At 58.2% G+C, this 12,609-nt stretch carries 15 protein-coding genes; 11 read left to right on the top strand and 4 right to left on the bottom strand.

The window, feature by feature from the left end:
- The first annotated feature begins 38 nt into the window (after nucleotides 1–38).
- On the top strand, nucleotides 39–497 hold the full coding sequence (locus tag KUF73_RS04550) for a PAS domain-containing protein (RefSeq protein WP_218436872.1): 459 nt from the start codon (nucleotides 39–41) through the stop codon (nucleotides 495–497).
- Between the two features lie 72 nt (nucleotides 498–569).
- Nucleotides 570–1,178, top strand: coding sequence for a hypothetical protein (locus KUF73_RS04545; RefSeq protein WP_218436871.1), 609 nt, complete (start codon nucleotides 570–572; stop codon nucleotides 1,176–1,178).
- A 3-nt stretch (nucleotides 1,179–1,181) separates the two neighbouring features.
- Here KUF73_RS04545 and KUF73_RS04540 read toward each other — a convergent pair whose 3' ends face one another.
- Nucleotides 1,182–2,141 carry a MerR family transcriptional regulator gene (locus tag KUF73_RS04540; protein WP_218436870.1) on the bottom strand — a complete coding sequence of 320 codons (960 nt, stop codon included), beginning with the start codon at nucleotides 2,139–2,141 and terminating at the stop codon, nucleotides 1,182–1,184.
- 210 nt (nucleotides 2,142–2,351) lie between these two features.
- On the opposite strand from KUF73_RS04540, the gene KUF73_RS04535 reads away from it, so the two are divergent.
- The 7 genes from KUF73_RS04535 to KUF73_RS04505 all read left to right on the top strand — a co-directional run bounded on the left by KUF73_RS04535 (nucleotide 2,352) and on the right by KUF73_RS04505 (nucleotide 6,946).
- Complete coding sequence (locus KUF73_RS04535; protein WP_218436869.1) at nucleotides 2,352–2,921, top strand: antibiotic biosynthesis monooxygenase; 570 nt, start codon at nucleotides 2,352–2,354, stop codon at nucleotides 2,919–2,921.
- A 141-nt stretch (nucleotides 2,922–3,062) separates the two neighbouring features.
- Nucleotides 3,063–3,773, top strand: coding sequence for a dihydromonapterin reductase (gene folM / locus KUF73_RS04530; RefSeq protein ID WP_218436868.1), 711 nt, complete (start codon nucleotides 3,063–3,065; stop codon nucleotides 3,771–3,773).
- A gap of 20 nt (nucleotides 3,774–3,793) precedes the next feature.
- The gene (gene folE, locus KUF73_RS04525) at nucleotides 3,794–4,369 is read left to right on the top strand and encodes a GTP cyclohydrolase I FolE (protein ID WP_218436866.1); all 576 of its coding nucleotides are present in this window, start codon (nucleotides 3,794–3,796) and stop codon (nucleotides 4,367–4,369) included.
- A 2-nt stretch (nucleotides 4,370–4,371) separates the two neighbouring features.
- Complete coding sequence (folX, locus tag KUF73_RS04520) at nucleotides 4,372–4,743, top strand: dihydroneopterin triphosphate 2'-epimerase (protein ID WP_218436865.1); 372 nt, start codon at nucleotides 4,372–4,374, stop codon at nucleotides 4,741–4,743.
- Nucleotides 4,744–4,840: 97 nt separating this feature from the next.
- Entirely contained in the window at nucleotides 4,841–5,137 is a 297-nt protein-coding gene (locus KUF73_RS04515) for a DUF1244 domain-containing protein (RefSeq protein ID WP_218436863.1), read from the top strand.
- Nucleotides 5,130–5,468 (top strand): HopJ type III effector protein, encoded by a 339-nt coding sequence (locus KUF73_RS04510; protein WP_218436862.1) that lies wholly within the window; start codon nucleotides 5,130–5,132, stop codon nucleotides 5,466–5,468. Before KUF73_RS04515 ends, KUF73_RS04510 begins: the two co-directional genes overlap by 8 nt.
- Before the next feature lie 227 nt (nucleotides 5,469–5,695).
- Nucleotides 5,696–6,946 carry an aspartate aminotransferase family protein gene (locus tag KUF73_RS04505; RefSeq protein ID WP_218436861.1) on the top strand — a complete coding sequence of 417 codons (1,251 nt, stop codon included), beginning with the start codon at nucleotides 5,696–5,698 and terminating at the stop codon, nucleotides 6,944–6,946.
- 156 nt (nucleotides 6,947–7,102) lie between these two features.
- Here the strand turns inward: KUF73_RS04505 and trxB are convergent, their stop codons facing one another.
- Nucleotides 7,103–8,059, bottom strand: coding sequence for a thioredoxin-disulfide reductase (trxB, locus tag KUF73_RS04500; protein ID WP_218436860.1), 957 nt, complete (start codon nucleotides 8,057–8,059; stop codon nucleotides 7,103–7,105).
- A 313-nt stretch (nucleotides 8,060–8,372) separates the two neighbouring features.
- On the opposite strand from trxB, the gene cysZ reads away from it, so the two are divergent.
- The gene (gene cysZ / locus KUF73_RS04495) at nucleotides 8,373–9,128 is read left to right on the top strand and encodes a sulfate transporter CysZ (protein ID WP_218436859.1); all 756 of its coding nucleotides are present in this window, start codon (nucleotides 8,373–8,375) and stop codon (nucleotides 9,126–9,128) included.
- A 22-nt stretch (nucleotides 9,129–9,150) separates the two neighbouring features.
- Here the strand turns inward: cysZ and KUF73_RS04490 are convergent, their stop codons facing one another.
- Nucleotides 9,151–9,729 carry a hypothetical protein gene (locus KUF73_RS04490; protein ID WP_218436858.1) on the bottom strand — a complete coding sequence of 193 codons (579 nt, stop codon included), beginning with the start codon at nucleotides 9,727–9,729 and terminating at the stop codon, nucleotides 9,151–9,153.
- A 141-nt stretch (nucleotides 9,730–9,870) separates the two neighbouring features.
- On the opposite strand from KUF73_RS04490, the gene KUF73_RS04485 reads away from it, so the two are divergent.
- A complete protein-coding gene (locus KUF73_RS04485; protein ID WP_218436857.1) occupies nucleotides 9,871–11,046 on the top strand; it encodes a glycosyltransferase family 1 protein in 1,176 nt (391 codons plus the stop codon).
- Between the two features lie 95 nt (nucleotides 11,047–11,141).
- Here the strand turns inward: KUF73_RS04485 and KUF73_RS04480 are convergent, their stop codons facing one another.
- The gene (locus tag KUF73_RS04480; RefSeq protein WP_218436856.1) at nucleotides 11,142–12,245 is read right to left on the bottom strand and encodes an NADH:flavin oxidoreductase; all 1,104 of its coding nucleotides are present in this window, start codon (nucleotides 12,243–12,245) and stop codon (nucleotides 11,142–11,144) included.
- Between the last annotated feature and the right edge of the window lie 364 nt (nucleotides 12,246–12,609).

The following is a 12,609-nucleotide window of genomic DNA, read 5'->3' as shown; positions in this document are numbered from 1 at the left end:
AGAATGCTCCAGACAACCAACAAGGAAGGGTTTCACCAATGATCAACGCGAAACTGCTGCAACTCGCCATCAACGCCTCCAACGACGGTATCGTGATTGCTGAAAAAGAAGGCGATCTGGACAAGATCCTGATTTACGTCAACCCGGCATTCGAACGCCTGACCGGTTATACCAGCGAAGAAATCCTCTATCAGGATTGCCGTTTCCTTCAATCCGGTGATCGCGATCAGGACGCCCTGCCGAAAATTCGGGACGCGCTGAACAGCGAAGGTGCGTGCCGGGAAATTTTGCGTAACTACCGAAAGGACGGCACGCCGTTCTGGAACGAGCTGTCCATTTCAACGGTGAAAAATCCCAACGACGGCCAGGTTTATTTCATCGGAGTGCAGAAGGATGTGACTGTGCAGGTCAAGGCACAACAGCGTGTTCTGCAGCTTGAAGCGCAATTGGCTGAAGTCCAGGCGGAGCTCGCCGCACTGAAAGCGACGAACGGTTAAAACAAAATCGCGAATCAAGTGTCATTAACTACAATCACCAAACACTTTGTAACTATATCTTACGAGCCTGCCATGCATCGCGACGCGCTCCTGACCCAGGATGAGCTGGATTTTATCCAGACCATGCAGCACAACCCGCAACTCAATGTGCGGGATGCGACGTCGAGCCTGCTGGTAAACGGTGGATCGCAAATCCGTGACTTGCTCACTCGCCTCGCTGCGCATGAGCAAGTCACCATCCAGGCGAACTTCGAAAACCAGCAAATGACCTTCCCGCTGCACCTGGTGGAAGACGAGTTTCACGCGCTGCATTTACGCCTCGGCGTTCCCAGTATCTTTGATGAAGACGGGCCTTCGATCCGGCCGTGGCGTTTGGTACTGGACGAACCGGTGGCACTGGAAAATGCCCAAGGCCAACCGGGCACGATGTTTGTGCATGAAGTGTCGTTCAAGGGTGTTTTGCTGGAGGTCCGCAACAAGACCAAGGCGCCAAAGCATTTCGCTTTGTGGTTCAGCCCATCAGGCTATGAGCGAATCGCACTGCGCGGCACTTTCGAGAAAGAAACCGAACAGGGCTTCTATGCCTACCAACTGAGCCAGAGCGACACGGATGAAACCGAGCGCCTGCGCCAGTACATCCTGCAGCAGCATCGGTTGACCCACCCTTCGCTGCATCTCTGAACTTCAAGTATCCAGGCTACCCGCCAGGAACTGCTTCAGGCGCTGACGCATCACCATACCCTCATTACCCAGGCATCCGATCGATGATCCGGCCAGGCTCTCTTGCGCCAGATCGGACGCATCCCCGGCCAGCATCAACGTGCAATCCAGACTCATCGCCAGGCGGTTCAAACGCCGTGGCAAATCGGGGGCGGGTACGTGATTGGAAAACAACACCAGCGCCTGGGGTTTGATTCTTTCGCAAACCAGGGACAACTCGTCAAATGGCTGGCCGGTAGTCAGTACCCGCACGCCCGTTTGCCCACTGCTCAGGAACAGCGCGGCAATCAACAACTCCAGCTCCCGACACTGGCCTGCCAGAGCACTGACGATGACCCGTCTTGGCTGCTTGTCTCGGATCAGCAGCAGGCGCTGCAGCACCCGTGAACGCAAAAAACCATCCAGGAACAGCCACTCGCTTGTGCCACCGAAAGAATCCTGGCGTTGCAGCAATTGCTTCCAGAGCGGGACAAGGATGTCCTGGAACACGACTGCCTGAGAGTAGGTGGAAAAGATCTGCCCGTAGATCTGCTCCAACCTGAGATCGTCAAACGCACTGACGGCGGCCTGTACCTGTTCCTGCCATTGCGCGTAATCGGCTAAAACGAGGTCATTGGGGATAATGTGCGACAGCCCCTGGAGTGGTGCAGCCTTGGCCAGAATCTTGCCGATCTTGCTGACCGCGACACCGCGATCAATCCAGTCGAGGATGCTGCGCACCCGCTCAATATCGGTCATCGAATACAGGCGATGCCCACTTTCGGTGCGAACAGGAACGATCAGGCCGTACCGCCGCTCCCAGGCACGCAGTGTGACCGGATTGACACCGGTCAGACGCGATACCTCGCGAATAGGAAAAAGCTCTTCCTCTTCGAGAGAAACCGCATTCGAAAGACCCGGGGCGATATCAGACAGGACAGGCATCTGGAGTTCTACGTCCATGTGTAGGTTTGGATCCCATTCTACCTCTCCTGCCCCATCACCATTCAAGACGTTGTCGCTAGGACAGACGCTGACGTCGCAGATAGAATCAGGAATAATCCTTGCTTGTTCCAAGACGCAGCCCACTACCCCGGTGCTGCGCCTGGCGAAACTCCTACCCGGAGCGACGCATAAGTCATACGGAGATACAAAATGTCTACCTCACCCGTCACGCTGATGGTTGCGCGCCGCGTCGCCGATGGACGTTATCAGGACCTGATCGCCTGGTTGCGCGAAGGCGAACAACTGGCCACCGACTTCCCCGGTTATCTTGGCTCTGGCGTGCTCGCTCCGCCGCCCGACGATAATGAATTCCAGATTATTTTCCGCTTCGCCAACGAACAGACCTTGCATGCCTGGGAGCATTCCGCCTCGCGCACTGCCTGGCTGGCACGCGGCAGCGACTTGTTCGCCCATCCGAAGGAACATCGGGTCAGCGGCATTGAAGGCTGGTTCGGCGCTGTTGGCCAACGTCCTCCACGCTGGAAACAGGCCGTGGCGATCTGGCTGGCGTTCTTTCCGGTTTCGCTGCTGTTCAACTTTGCGCTGGGGCCATTGCTTGGCGAGATGGCGCTGCTGCCTCGGGTATTCCTCAGCACCCTGTGCCTGACGCCGTTGATGGTCTATTTCTTTATTCCGCTGTCGACCCGGATGTTGGCTGGCTGGTTGAACAACGTGCCGGCACGACGATTGCCCGCCGAGGCTTCCACTCTAAACCGCTAAAAGATCGCAGGCTTCGGCAGTTCCTACAAAAGCGGGACCGTATCGCATCCTGTAGGAGCTGCCGCAGGCTGCGATCTTTTCAGGGGCAAGACACCTCTCGTCGCTGGTATAGTTTTGCTCTCACCGCGATGCGAGCCGTCCATGACCTCTTCCGCAGCCCCAATCCTCATCACCGGCGCCGGCCAACGTATCGGCCTGCACTGCGCGCAGCGATTGCTTGAAGATGGCCATCGGGTGATTTTCAGCTACCGCAGCGAGCGTCCTGGCGTGCAAGCCCTGCGTGATCTGGGAGCGATTGCGGTGTTCGCCGACTTCGCCAGCGAAGCCGGGATCTTCACCTTTATCAGCGAACTGAAAACCCATACCGACAGCTTGCGGGCGATCGTCCATAACGCCTCCGAATGGCTGCCGGAAACCACGGATACCGACGCTGAGGCGTTCACTCGCATGTTCAGCGTGCACATGCTGGCGCCCTACCTGATCAACCTGCATTGTGCCGACTTGCTCCAACGTTCAAGCCCCGCCGACATCGTGCACATCAGCGATGACGTGACCCGCAAGGGCAGCAGCAAGCACATCGGCTACTGCGCCAGCAAAGCCGGGCTGGACAGCCTGACCTTGTCGTTCGCCGCGAAATACGCGCCCGGCATCAAGGTCAACGGGATTGCGCCAGCCCTGCTACTGTTCAACCCTGACGACGACGCGGCTTACCGCGCCAAAGCGCTGGCCAAATCCGCGCTGGGCATCGAGCCCGGCAGCGAAGTGATCTACCAAAGCCTGCGCTATTTGCTCGACAACCCTTATGTCACCGGCACGACCCTGACCGTCAACGGCGGAAGGCACATCAAATAAGTGTCCCGCGAGGATTTTCCATGACGTTATCCCTGCCCCAGAACGCCCTGTCCCAGAGCTATCGCGAGATCCTCATAGGCCTTGGCGAAAACCCCGACCGCGAAGGTCTGCTCGATACTCCGTTGCGCGCGGCCAAAGCCATGCAGTACCTCTGCCATGGCTACGAGCAAAGTGTCGAAGCAATCGTCAACGGCGCGCTGTTCGCCTCCGACAACGATGAAATGGTGATCGTCGACAACATCGAGCTGTACTCGCTCTGCGAACATCATCTGTTGCCCTTCATCGGCAAGGCGCATGTGGCTTATATTCCAACGGGCAAGGTGCTGGGCCTGTCGAAGATTGCTCGGCTGGTGGACATGTTCGCCCGGCGCCTGCAAATCCAGGAAAACCTCACCCGGCAAATCGCCGACGCGGTGCAGCAAGTGACTGGCGCGGCAGGTGTCGCGGTGGTCATTGAAGCCCAGCACATGTGCATGATGATGCGCGGCGTCGAGAAACAGAATTCGACCATGAACACCTCGGTGATGCTCGGCGCCTTCCGCGAATCGAGCAATACCCGCCAGGAGTTCCTGCAATTGATCGGACGGAGCAAGTAGTAATGCCACAACTTCAACCAGGCATGGCACGCATCCGGGTCAAGGACCTGTGCCTGCGCACCTTTATCGGAATCAACGAGGATGAAATCCTCAACAAGCAGGATGTGTTGATCAACCTGACCATTCTCTACGCGGCGCAGGAAGCGGTGCGTGACAATGACATCGATCACGCGCTGAACTACCGGACCATCACCAAGGCAATCATCGCGCACGTGGAGGGCAATCGCTTTGCCTTGCTCGAACGCCTGACCCAGGAGTTGCTGGACCTGGTCATGGCCAACCAGTCGGTGCTGTATGCCGAGGTCGAGGTCGACAAGCCCCATGCGCTGCGATTCGCCGAGTCGGTGTCGATTACGCTTGCAGCGAGCCGCTAGCTACAAGCTTCAAGCGGCAAGCTGTAAACTTCGACTCACCGCAATCCATCTTGCAGCTTGTAGCTTGTCGCTTGCAGCTGTCTCGCAGAGACCTCTTATGACTCCCCAACAACGCCTGGAACTCGAAGCCGCCGCCTTTCGCCGGCTGGTGGCCCATCTGGACAGCCGCAAGGATGTGCAGAACATCGACCTGATGAACCTCTCGGGTTTCTGCCGCAACTGCCTGTCCAAGTGGTACAAGGCCGCCGCCGATGAACGCCAGATCGAGGTCAGCCTCGATGACGCCCGTGAAGTGGTTTACGGCATGCCGTACGCCGAATGGAAAGCCCAATACCAGCAAGAAGCCAGCGCCGAACAACAAGCGGCGTTCGCCAAAGGAAAACCCAATGAGTGATTTGAACACCCTGCGCGCCAGCCTCAAAAGCGGCGAACACGCCTTCGCCGATACCCTGGCGTTTATTGCCGCCGGTTACGATTACCAGCCTCAAGCTTTCAACAATGGCGGCGTGGAAAACGCTGCCGGACAGAACGAAGGTTCGTGCAAGACCTTGGGTCTGGCGCTGCTGGAAGGCCTGAGCGACGAAGAAGCGCTGCTGGCGTTCGGCGAGCATTATCGTTCGGTACTGGCGACGCCTGAAGGCAGCGATCACGGCAATATTCGTGCGTTGATTGTCCATGGCCTGGCCGGCGTGAAATTTTCGCAGCAACCGCTGACTCGTCGCTGATTCACGAAAGATCAAAATCAAAAGATCGCTACCTTCGGCAGCTCCTACATGTACAGGTTCACCGCCAATTTCGTGGACCTGCAGGAGCTGCCGCAGGCTGCGATCTTTTGATCTTCCCCGCACATTCCGACTTTTAAGATTGACCCGGCGACTTTATTTCGTTTGCCCGAAACCGCTGCTCGCGGCTTACATAAAAGGAAGCCTCCTTTCTTTCGAGTCAGTCATCCATGAGCAGTGAAAGCATCAGTCAGTCGATCAACATCGTTCACCCCGTCACCCTCAGCCACGGCAAAAACGCTGAGGTCTGGGACACCGACGGCAAGCGCTACATCGACTTCGTCGGCGGCATCGGCGTACTGAATCTCGGCCACTGCCACCCGCGTATCGTCGAAGCCATTCGCGAACAAGCCACCCGGCTGACTCACTACGCGTTCAACGCCGCGCCTCATGTGCCTTACATCGAATTGATGGACCGCCTCAGTGCGTTTATCCCAGTGGATTACCCGGTCAGCGGCATGCTCACTAACAGCGGCGCCGAAGCGGCCGAGAACGCGCTGAAGATCGTGCGCGGCGCTACCGGACGCACAGCCGTCATCGCCTTCGACGGTGCCTTCCACGGCCGAACTCTGGCGACGCTCAACCTCAACGGCAAAGTCGCGCCTTACAAGCAGAAAGTCGGTGTGCTGCCGGGGCCGGTGTATCACCTGCCCTTTCCCAGCCCGGACAACGGCGTGACCTGCGCCGAGGCGTTGAAGGCCATGGAGCGCTTGTTCAGCGTGGAGATCGACGTCGAGGATGTGGCGTGTTTTATCGTCGAGCCGGTGCAGGGCGAAGCCGGGTTCCTGGCCATGGACATCGAGTTCGCGCAAACGCTGCGACGCTTCTGCGATGAAAAAGGCATCGTGCTGATCGCCGATGAAATCCAGTCCGGCTTCGGCCGCACTGGCCAACGCTTTGCGTTCTCGCGACTGGGCATCGAGCCGGACCTGATCCTGCTGGGCAAAAGCATCGCCGGCGGCGTGCCGCTCGGTGCAGTGGTCGGGCGCAAGGCGCTGCTCGACAACTTGCCCAAGGGCGGCCTCGGTGGCACCTACTCCGGCAACCCCATTGCCTGTGCCGCTGCATTGGCGACGCTGGATGAAATGACCGACGCCAACCTGCACACCTGGGGTGCGCAACAGGAAGAGGCGATTGTCAGCCGCTACGAGGCGTGGCGCGTAGACAACCTCTCACCGTATCTGGGCCGCCTGACTGGCGTGGGGGCGATGCGCGGTATCGAGCTGATCAAACCCGATGGCACACCGGCTGCGGCGCAGCTGACGCAGTTGCTGGCCCTGGCGCGCGATGCCGGCTTGCTGCTGATGCCCAGCGGCAAATCGCGGCACATCATTCGACTGCTGGCGCCGTTGACCACCGAGGCTGCCGTGCTTGAAGAGGGCTTGGATATCCTTGAAGCGTGCCTTGCCAAACTGACCTGAACATGTAGGAGCTGCCGAAGGCTGCGATCTTTTGATCTCGGTGTTAAAAAACAAGATCAAAAGATCGCAGCCTTCGGCAGCTCCTACACGGGGGTAACCGTATTTTTCGTGAGCACAAAAAAACCGGCCGAAGCCGGTTTTTTTACGCGTGCAGAATCAAGCGTTCTGCAGGTCGTCGAGGTAGCGCTCGGCATCGAGTGCCGCCATGCAACCGGCACCGGCCGAGGTGATGGCCTGGCGGTAAACGTGGTCAGCCACGTCACCGGCGGCGAAGATACCTTCGAGGTTGGTGGCAGTGGCGTTGCCATCACGGCCGCCGTGTACCACCAGGTAGCCGTCTTTCAGGGTCAACTGGCCTTCGAACAGCGAGGTGTTCGGGGTGTGGCCGATGGCGATGAACACGCCATCGACTGTCACTTCGTCGAAGCTGCCGTCGTTGTTCTTCAGGCGGGCACCGGTCACGCCCATGTTGTCGCCCAGCACTTCGTCCAGCGTCGCGTTCAGCTTCAGGATGATCTTGCCTTCGGCAACCCGGGCGTTCAGCTTGTCGATCAGGATCTTCTCGGCACGGAAGGTTTCGCGACGGTGAATCAGCGTCACAGTGCTGGCGATGTTGGCCAGATACAGCGCTTCTTCAACGGCGGTGTTGCCACCACCAACCACTGCCACTGGCTTGTTGCGATAGAAGAAACCGTCGCAGGTTGCGCAGGCCGAAACGCCTTTGCCCATGAAGGTTTCTTCGGACGGCAGGCCAAGGTAACGAGCGCTGGCACCGGTGGCGATGATCAGGGCATCGCAGGTGTAGGTCGCGCTGTCGCCGATCAGGGTGTACGGCTTGGAAGCGAAGTCTACAGCGTTGATGTGATCGAAAACGATCTCGGTTTCAAAACGCTCGGCGTGCTCTTTCATGCGTTCCATCAACGCCGGGCCGGTCAGGCCGTGGACGTCCCCCGGCCAGTTGTCGACTTCGGTGGTGGTGGTCAGTTGACCACCGGCCTGCATGCCGGTGATCAGCAACGGCTTGAGGTTTGCACGGGCGGCATAGACCGCAGCGCTGTAACCGGCAGGGCCGGAACCAAGAATAATCACACGCGAATGACGGACTTCAGACATGACCTGCTCCTGTTGACCGGCCCGGAACACCTGGCGCGGAACGCCGGATTGCCGGCGGGAATAAAAAGAACCGTTGAAAGCACTTGGGGAAGGCTTGAGCTCGACGGTCCTGTAAAAGAATGGGTGCAGCGTATCGAGGGGGCGAAGATTAAGGAAATACGGTTTAACAATCCAGCTCATAGGTGGTCTCTATCCCGTCAGCGTGATTATCGGGACGCCTTTGTTACAGTTAATGTCGATATCGCTACCGCGCTTTCGCCCGTCCGGCAAAGCCGGTAAGGTCGGCGCGTTTTCCCTCTGCTCGGAGCACGTTATGCCCGCCCCTGTTCTGTCCGGCCCGCAATACCTGCGTGAAGGCCTCAAGTTGGTCCTGAGTCCGGGCCTGCGCTTATTCGTGCTGCTGCCCCTGATGATCAACCTGGTGCTGTTCGTCGGATTGATCTATCTGGCCGGTCATCAATTCAGCCTGTGGGTCGACACGTTGATGCCATCCCTGCCCGACTGGCTAAGTTTCCTCAGTTATGTTTTGTGGCCGCTGTTCGTGGTGCTGGTGCTGTTGATGGTGTTCTTCACCTTTACCATGCTCGCCAACGTTATCGCCGCGCCCTTCAATGGCTTTCTGGCGGAGAAAGTCGAAGTGGTGGTGCGCGGCACCGACGACTTCCCGGCCTTCAGCTGGGGCGAGTTGATCGCCATGATCCCCCGCACCCTGGCCCGGGAAATGCGCAAACTCGGCTACTTCCTGCCCCGGGCGATTGGCCTGTTCATTCTTTCGTTTATCCCGGTGGTGAACATCGTCGCTGCACCGCTGTGGCTGTTGTTCGGGGTGTGGATGATGGCGATCCAGTACATCGACTACCCGGCGGACAACCACAAACTGGGCTGGAACGAAATGCTCGCCTGGCTGCGGCAGAAGCGCTGGCAGAGCATGAGTTTCGGCGGGATTGTTTATCTGGTGTTGCTGATTCCGGTGGTCAACATCCTGATGATGCCGGCCGCTGTCGCCGGAGCGACATTGTTCTGGGTACGGGAGCGAGGGGCCGAAGCCATCGTGGCGGAGAAACGCTGAAAGGGGTCCTCCGCCACGGCTGTTATTTCAGGTAGATAACCCATGCGCCGAACAGCGACAGGCCCCAGAATAACGCTCCCGGCACCATGAATAGGTAGTTCAACGCAGTGAAGCGTGAATTGCTCAGCCCCTCTGGATCATTGGCAGCGAAGTTGATCATCGGTTGTGTTTTGCTCAGCACAAAGGCTCGCAGTGGAACGATCAACAGCAACCAGCCTACCAAGAACTCAAACCCGTCGACGCGTTTAGCCACGGCATCGAGCAGATTGGCAGCGACAGTCAATACAACGAAAACTGTCGCCCACTGCTCGAAGTCCCAGTCAAATATGCGACCGCTGCCACGAATCTTTTCGTTCGCTCGACGGTACAACTGATGAATGAAAAAAATGCAAAACATGCCACGTGCCCACGGCGCGATATCAGCCTGTGTGGCGCGCTTGTACAGGCTCCAGTTTTTGTATGACCAGTAATAGAAATACAAACCGAACGTGAGCGTCCCCAGCACCATGAGCTTTTTAGGCGATACAACATAAAACTCGTAAGGCTGCTCAACGGCAGGATCCAGTTGTGCCAATGGCGGTGCATAAACATTTTCGGACACGATAGCTTCCCTGATTGATGTGTTCAGATAAGGCTAACGACCTGCCAGCCAGAATATTGAGCGCACTGCTCTCAATTCACCGTCACAAATCCATCATGGAATCGCCACATCGACGACATGGCCTAAGCCGACACTGGGGTCATGACGACAGCTCTGCATATCACCCTGATCACCGAAACCTATCCTCCCGAAATTAACGGCGTGGCCAATACTCTTGGTCGCTTGTGCGACGGTTTGCGCGCGCGCGGGCATCAGGTGGAGTTGGTGCGGCCGCGTCAGGGTTGCGATCAGTCGGTGGGTAGCGATGATGAACTGCTGCTGTGTCGGGGTTGGCCGCTGCCGGGCTATCCCGGTTTGCAGTGGGGCCAGTCGTCGATGCACAAACTGATGCGCCGCTGGAAACGTCATCGCCCGGACGTGCTGTACATCGCCACCGAAGGGCCATTGGGATTGTCAGCATTGCGCGCGGCTCGGCGCCTGGGGATTTCCGTGGTCAGCGGGTTTCACACCAATTTCCAGCAATACTCCAGTCAATATGGGCTTGGGCTGCTGACGCGTTTGCTGACCCACTATCTGCGCTGGTTCCACAATCGTTCGACGCTGACGCTGGTGCCGAGCGTCAGCCAGAGAATGGAACTGGAACGTCGGCATTTCGAACGCTTGGCCTTGCTTTCTCGCGGGGTCGACAGCCAGTTGTTTCACCCGACCAAGCGCTTGAATGCGCTGCGTGAACACTGGGGCCTGGCTGAAGGCGACATCGCCGTCATCCATGTCGGTCGCTTGGCACCGGAGAAAAACCTAGGTTTGCTCAAGCGCTGTTTCGACACATTGAAATCGACTTATCCACAGCGAACCCTAAAGCTGATTGTGATCGGTGACGGCCCACAACGCGCGCTGCTGGAAAAAGAACTGCCTGACGCAATCTTCTGCGGTTCACAACGAGGCGAGGCCTTGGCCAGTCACTACGCGTCGGGGGATGTGTTCCTGTTTCCGAGCCTGACTGAAACCTTTGGCAATGTGGTGCTGGAGGCGCTGGCTTCGGGGCTGGGTGTGGTGGCTTACGATCAGGCTGCTGCGGCGCAGCATATCCGCCACGGCTACAACGGCGTGCTGGCGATGCCGGGGGATGAAGAGGCGTTCTGTGATGCGGCGGCGTGGCTGCTGGAGGAACGCGAGACCTTGCGTTGTGTACGGCTCAATGCGCGTCAGCATGCGAGCCGGCAGGGTTGGTCGACGATTATCGAGCAGTTTGAGGGGCAGTTGCGGGGGGCTTGTGTGCAGGGGCAGGTCCTGACCGATGCGGCGTTGTTGCCTTAAAAGCTTCGCGGGCAAGCCTCGCTCCAACAGGATCAACATCGCGCTGAAACTGTAGGAGCGAGGCTTGCCCGCGAAATGGCCCTTCCGGATGTCGCTTAAACCAGCGTCATCAACGCCTCACGACTGAACGGCAGGATGTCTTCCTCACGACCGTCACGCACTTTCTGCGCCCAGTCCGGGTCCACCAACAGCGCACGACCGACCGCCACCAGGTCGAACTCATCGTTGTTCAAACGCTCCAGCAGTTTTTCCAGGCTGGCCGGTTGTGCGACTTTGTCGGTATTGACCATGAACTGAAGGAACTCGCCGTCCAGGCCAACGCTGCCGACGGTGATGGTCGGTTTGCCGGTCAGTTTGCGCGTCCAGCCTGCCAGGTTCAGTTCGGAACCGTCGAATTCCGGCTCCCAGAAACGGCGCGTCGAGCAGTGGAAAATATCCACGCCGGCGTCGGACAATGGCTTGAGGAACTCACCCAAGGCTTCGGGGGTTTGCACCAGGCGCGCGGTGTAATCCTGCTGCTTCCACTGCGAGAAGCGGAAGATGATCGGGAAACCTTCGCCGACCGCTGCACGCACAGCCTGAATCAATTCGATGGCGAAACGCGAACGGTTGGCCAGGTCACCGCCGTATTCGTCAGTGCGCTGGTTGCTGCCTTCCCAGAAGAACTGGTCGACCAGATAACCGTGGGCACCATGGATCTCCACGCCGTCCATGCCGATGCTCTGGGCATCCTTGGCGGCCTGGGCGAACGCTGCAATCACGTCCTGGATATCTTGTTTAGTCATGCCGTGAACCACGACCTGACCATCTTTCAATTTTTCGGTTGGGCCGTAACCCGGCACGCTGGCATCCGGCTCGGTGCCGATGCGTCGCACGCTGCCCACGTGCCACAACTGTGGAACGATCTTGCCACCTTCGGCGTGTACGGCGTCGACGACTTTTTTCCAGCCTGCCAGCGCTGCCTCACCGTAGAAATGCGGCACGTTCGGGTAGCCGTTGGAAGCCAGGTGACCGACGGTGGTGCCTTCGGTGATGATCAGGCCAACGCCGGCCGCCGCGCGGCGACGGTAATATTCAATCACTTTGGAGTTAGGTACCCCGCCCGGCGAAAAGGAGCGGGTCATTGGCGCCATGACGACGCGGGTCGGCAGTTCGAGGGTGCCGAGGTGGAACGGTTTGAACAGGGCTCTAACGGGCATGAGGACGCTCCACGGAGAATAACTTTATGACGGCGATAATATGGAGAGTGAAGCGCCTTGAACAGCATTATTGATTTTGGTGATTAAGAGTCAAAAGACAGATAGCAAAAGATCGCAGCCTTCGGCAGCTCCTTGTATCTCGACTATCGCTCCGTCAGGAGCGATAGTTCTCGACTGATCATCGAGGGAGGGACCTGGAAGCCGCGCAGCTCCTTAGGCTTTTTGCCTGCAATGTAGATCGTGCTCCTACCCTCCACACTCACTCGTATAGTTCGAACGGTATCTTGGGCCCGTCCTTGGCGAGAGCCCGCATTTGCAAGGTTGGACAGAGTGCAGTGATGATCGCAATTGATCTGATTGGGAG

The sequence above is a fragment of the Pseudomonas sp. PD9R genome, assembly GCF_019200975.1.
In the GTDB taxonomy this organism is placed as follows: domain Bacteria; phylum Pseudomonadota; class Gammaproteobacteria; order Pseudomonadales; family Pseudomonadaceae; genus Aquipseudomonas.
The sequence above is the reverse complement of the archived record's forward strand: the minus strand, read 5'-3'. Positions and strand labels throughout refer to the sequence as shown.

What these genes read in the sequence shown, in the direction of transcription:
- KUF73_RS04550 (WP_218436872.1), top strand. Translation starts at nt 39, where the DNA reads ATGATCAACGCGAAACTGCTGCAACTCGCCATCAACGCCTCCAACGAC.
- KUF73_RS04545 (WP_218436871.1), top strand. Translation starts at nt 570, where the DNA reads ATGCATCGCGACGCGCTCCTGACCCAGGATGAGCTGGATTTTATCCAG.
- KUF73_RS04540 (WP_218436870.1), bottom strand. Translation starts at nt 2,141, where the DNA reads ATGCCTGTCCTGTCTGATATCGCCCCGGGTCTTTCGAATGCGGTTTCT.
- KUF73_RS04535 (WP_218436869.1), top strand. Translation starts at nt 2,352, where the DNA reads ATGTCTACCTCACCCGTCACGCTGATGGTTGCGCGCCGCGTCGCCGAT.
- folM (WP_218436868.1), top strand. Translation starts at nt 3,063, where the DNA reads ATGACCTCTTCCGCAGCCCCAATCCTCATCACCGGCGCCGGCCAACGT.
- folE (WP_218436866.1), top strand. Translation starts at nt 3,794, where the DNA reads ATGACGTTATCCCTGCCCCAGAACGCCCTGTCCCAGAGCTATCGCGAG.
- folX (WP_218436865.1), top strand. Translation starts at nt 4,372, where the DNA reads ATGCCACAACTTCAACCAGGCATGGCACGCATCCGGGTCAAGGACCTG.
- KUF73_RS04515 (WP_218436863.1), top strand. Translation starts at nt 4,841, where the DNA reads ATGACTCCCCAACAACGCCTGGAACTCGAAGCCGCCGCCTTTCGCCGG.
- KUF73_RS04510 (WP_218436862.1), top strand. Translation starts at nt 5,130, where the DNA reads ATGAGTGATTTGAACACCCTGCGCGCCAGCCTCAAAAGCGGCGAACAC.
- KUF73_RS04505 (WP_218436861.1), top strand. Translation starts at nt 5,696, where the DNA reads ATGAGCAGTGAAAGCATCAGTCAGTCGATCAACATCGTTCACCCCGTC.
- trxB (WP_218436860.1), bottom strand. Translation starts at nt 8,059, where the DNA reads ATGTCTGAAGTCCGTCATTCGCGTGTGATTATTCTTGGTTCCGGCCCT.
- cysZ (WP_218436859.1), top strand. Translation starts at nt 8,373, where the DNA reads ATGCCCGCCCCTGTTCTGTCCGGCCCGCAATACCTGCGTGAAGGCCTC.
- KUF73_RS04485 (WP_218436857.1), top strand. Translation starts at nt 9,871, where the DNA reads ATGACGACAGCTCTGCATATCACCCTGATCACCGAAACCTATCCTCCC.
- KUF73_RS04480 (WP_218436856.1), bottom strand. Translation starts at nt 12,245, where the DNA reads ATGCCCGTTAGAGCCCTGTTCAAACCGTTCCACCTCGGCACCCTCGAA.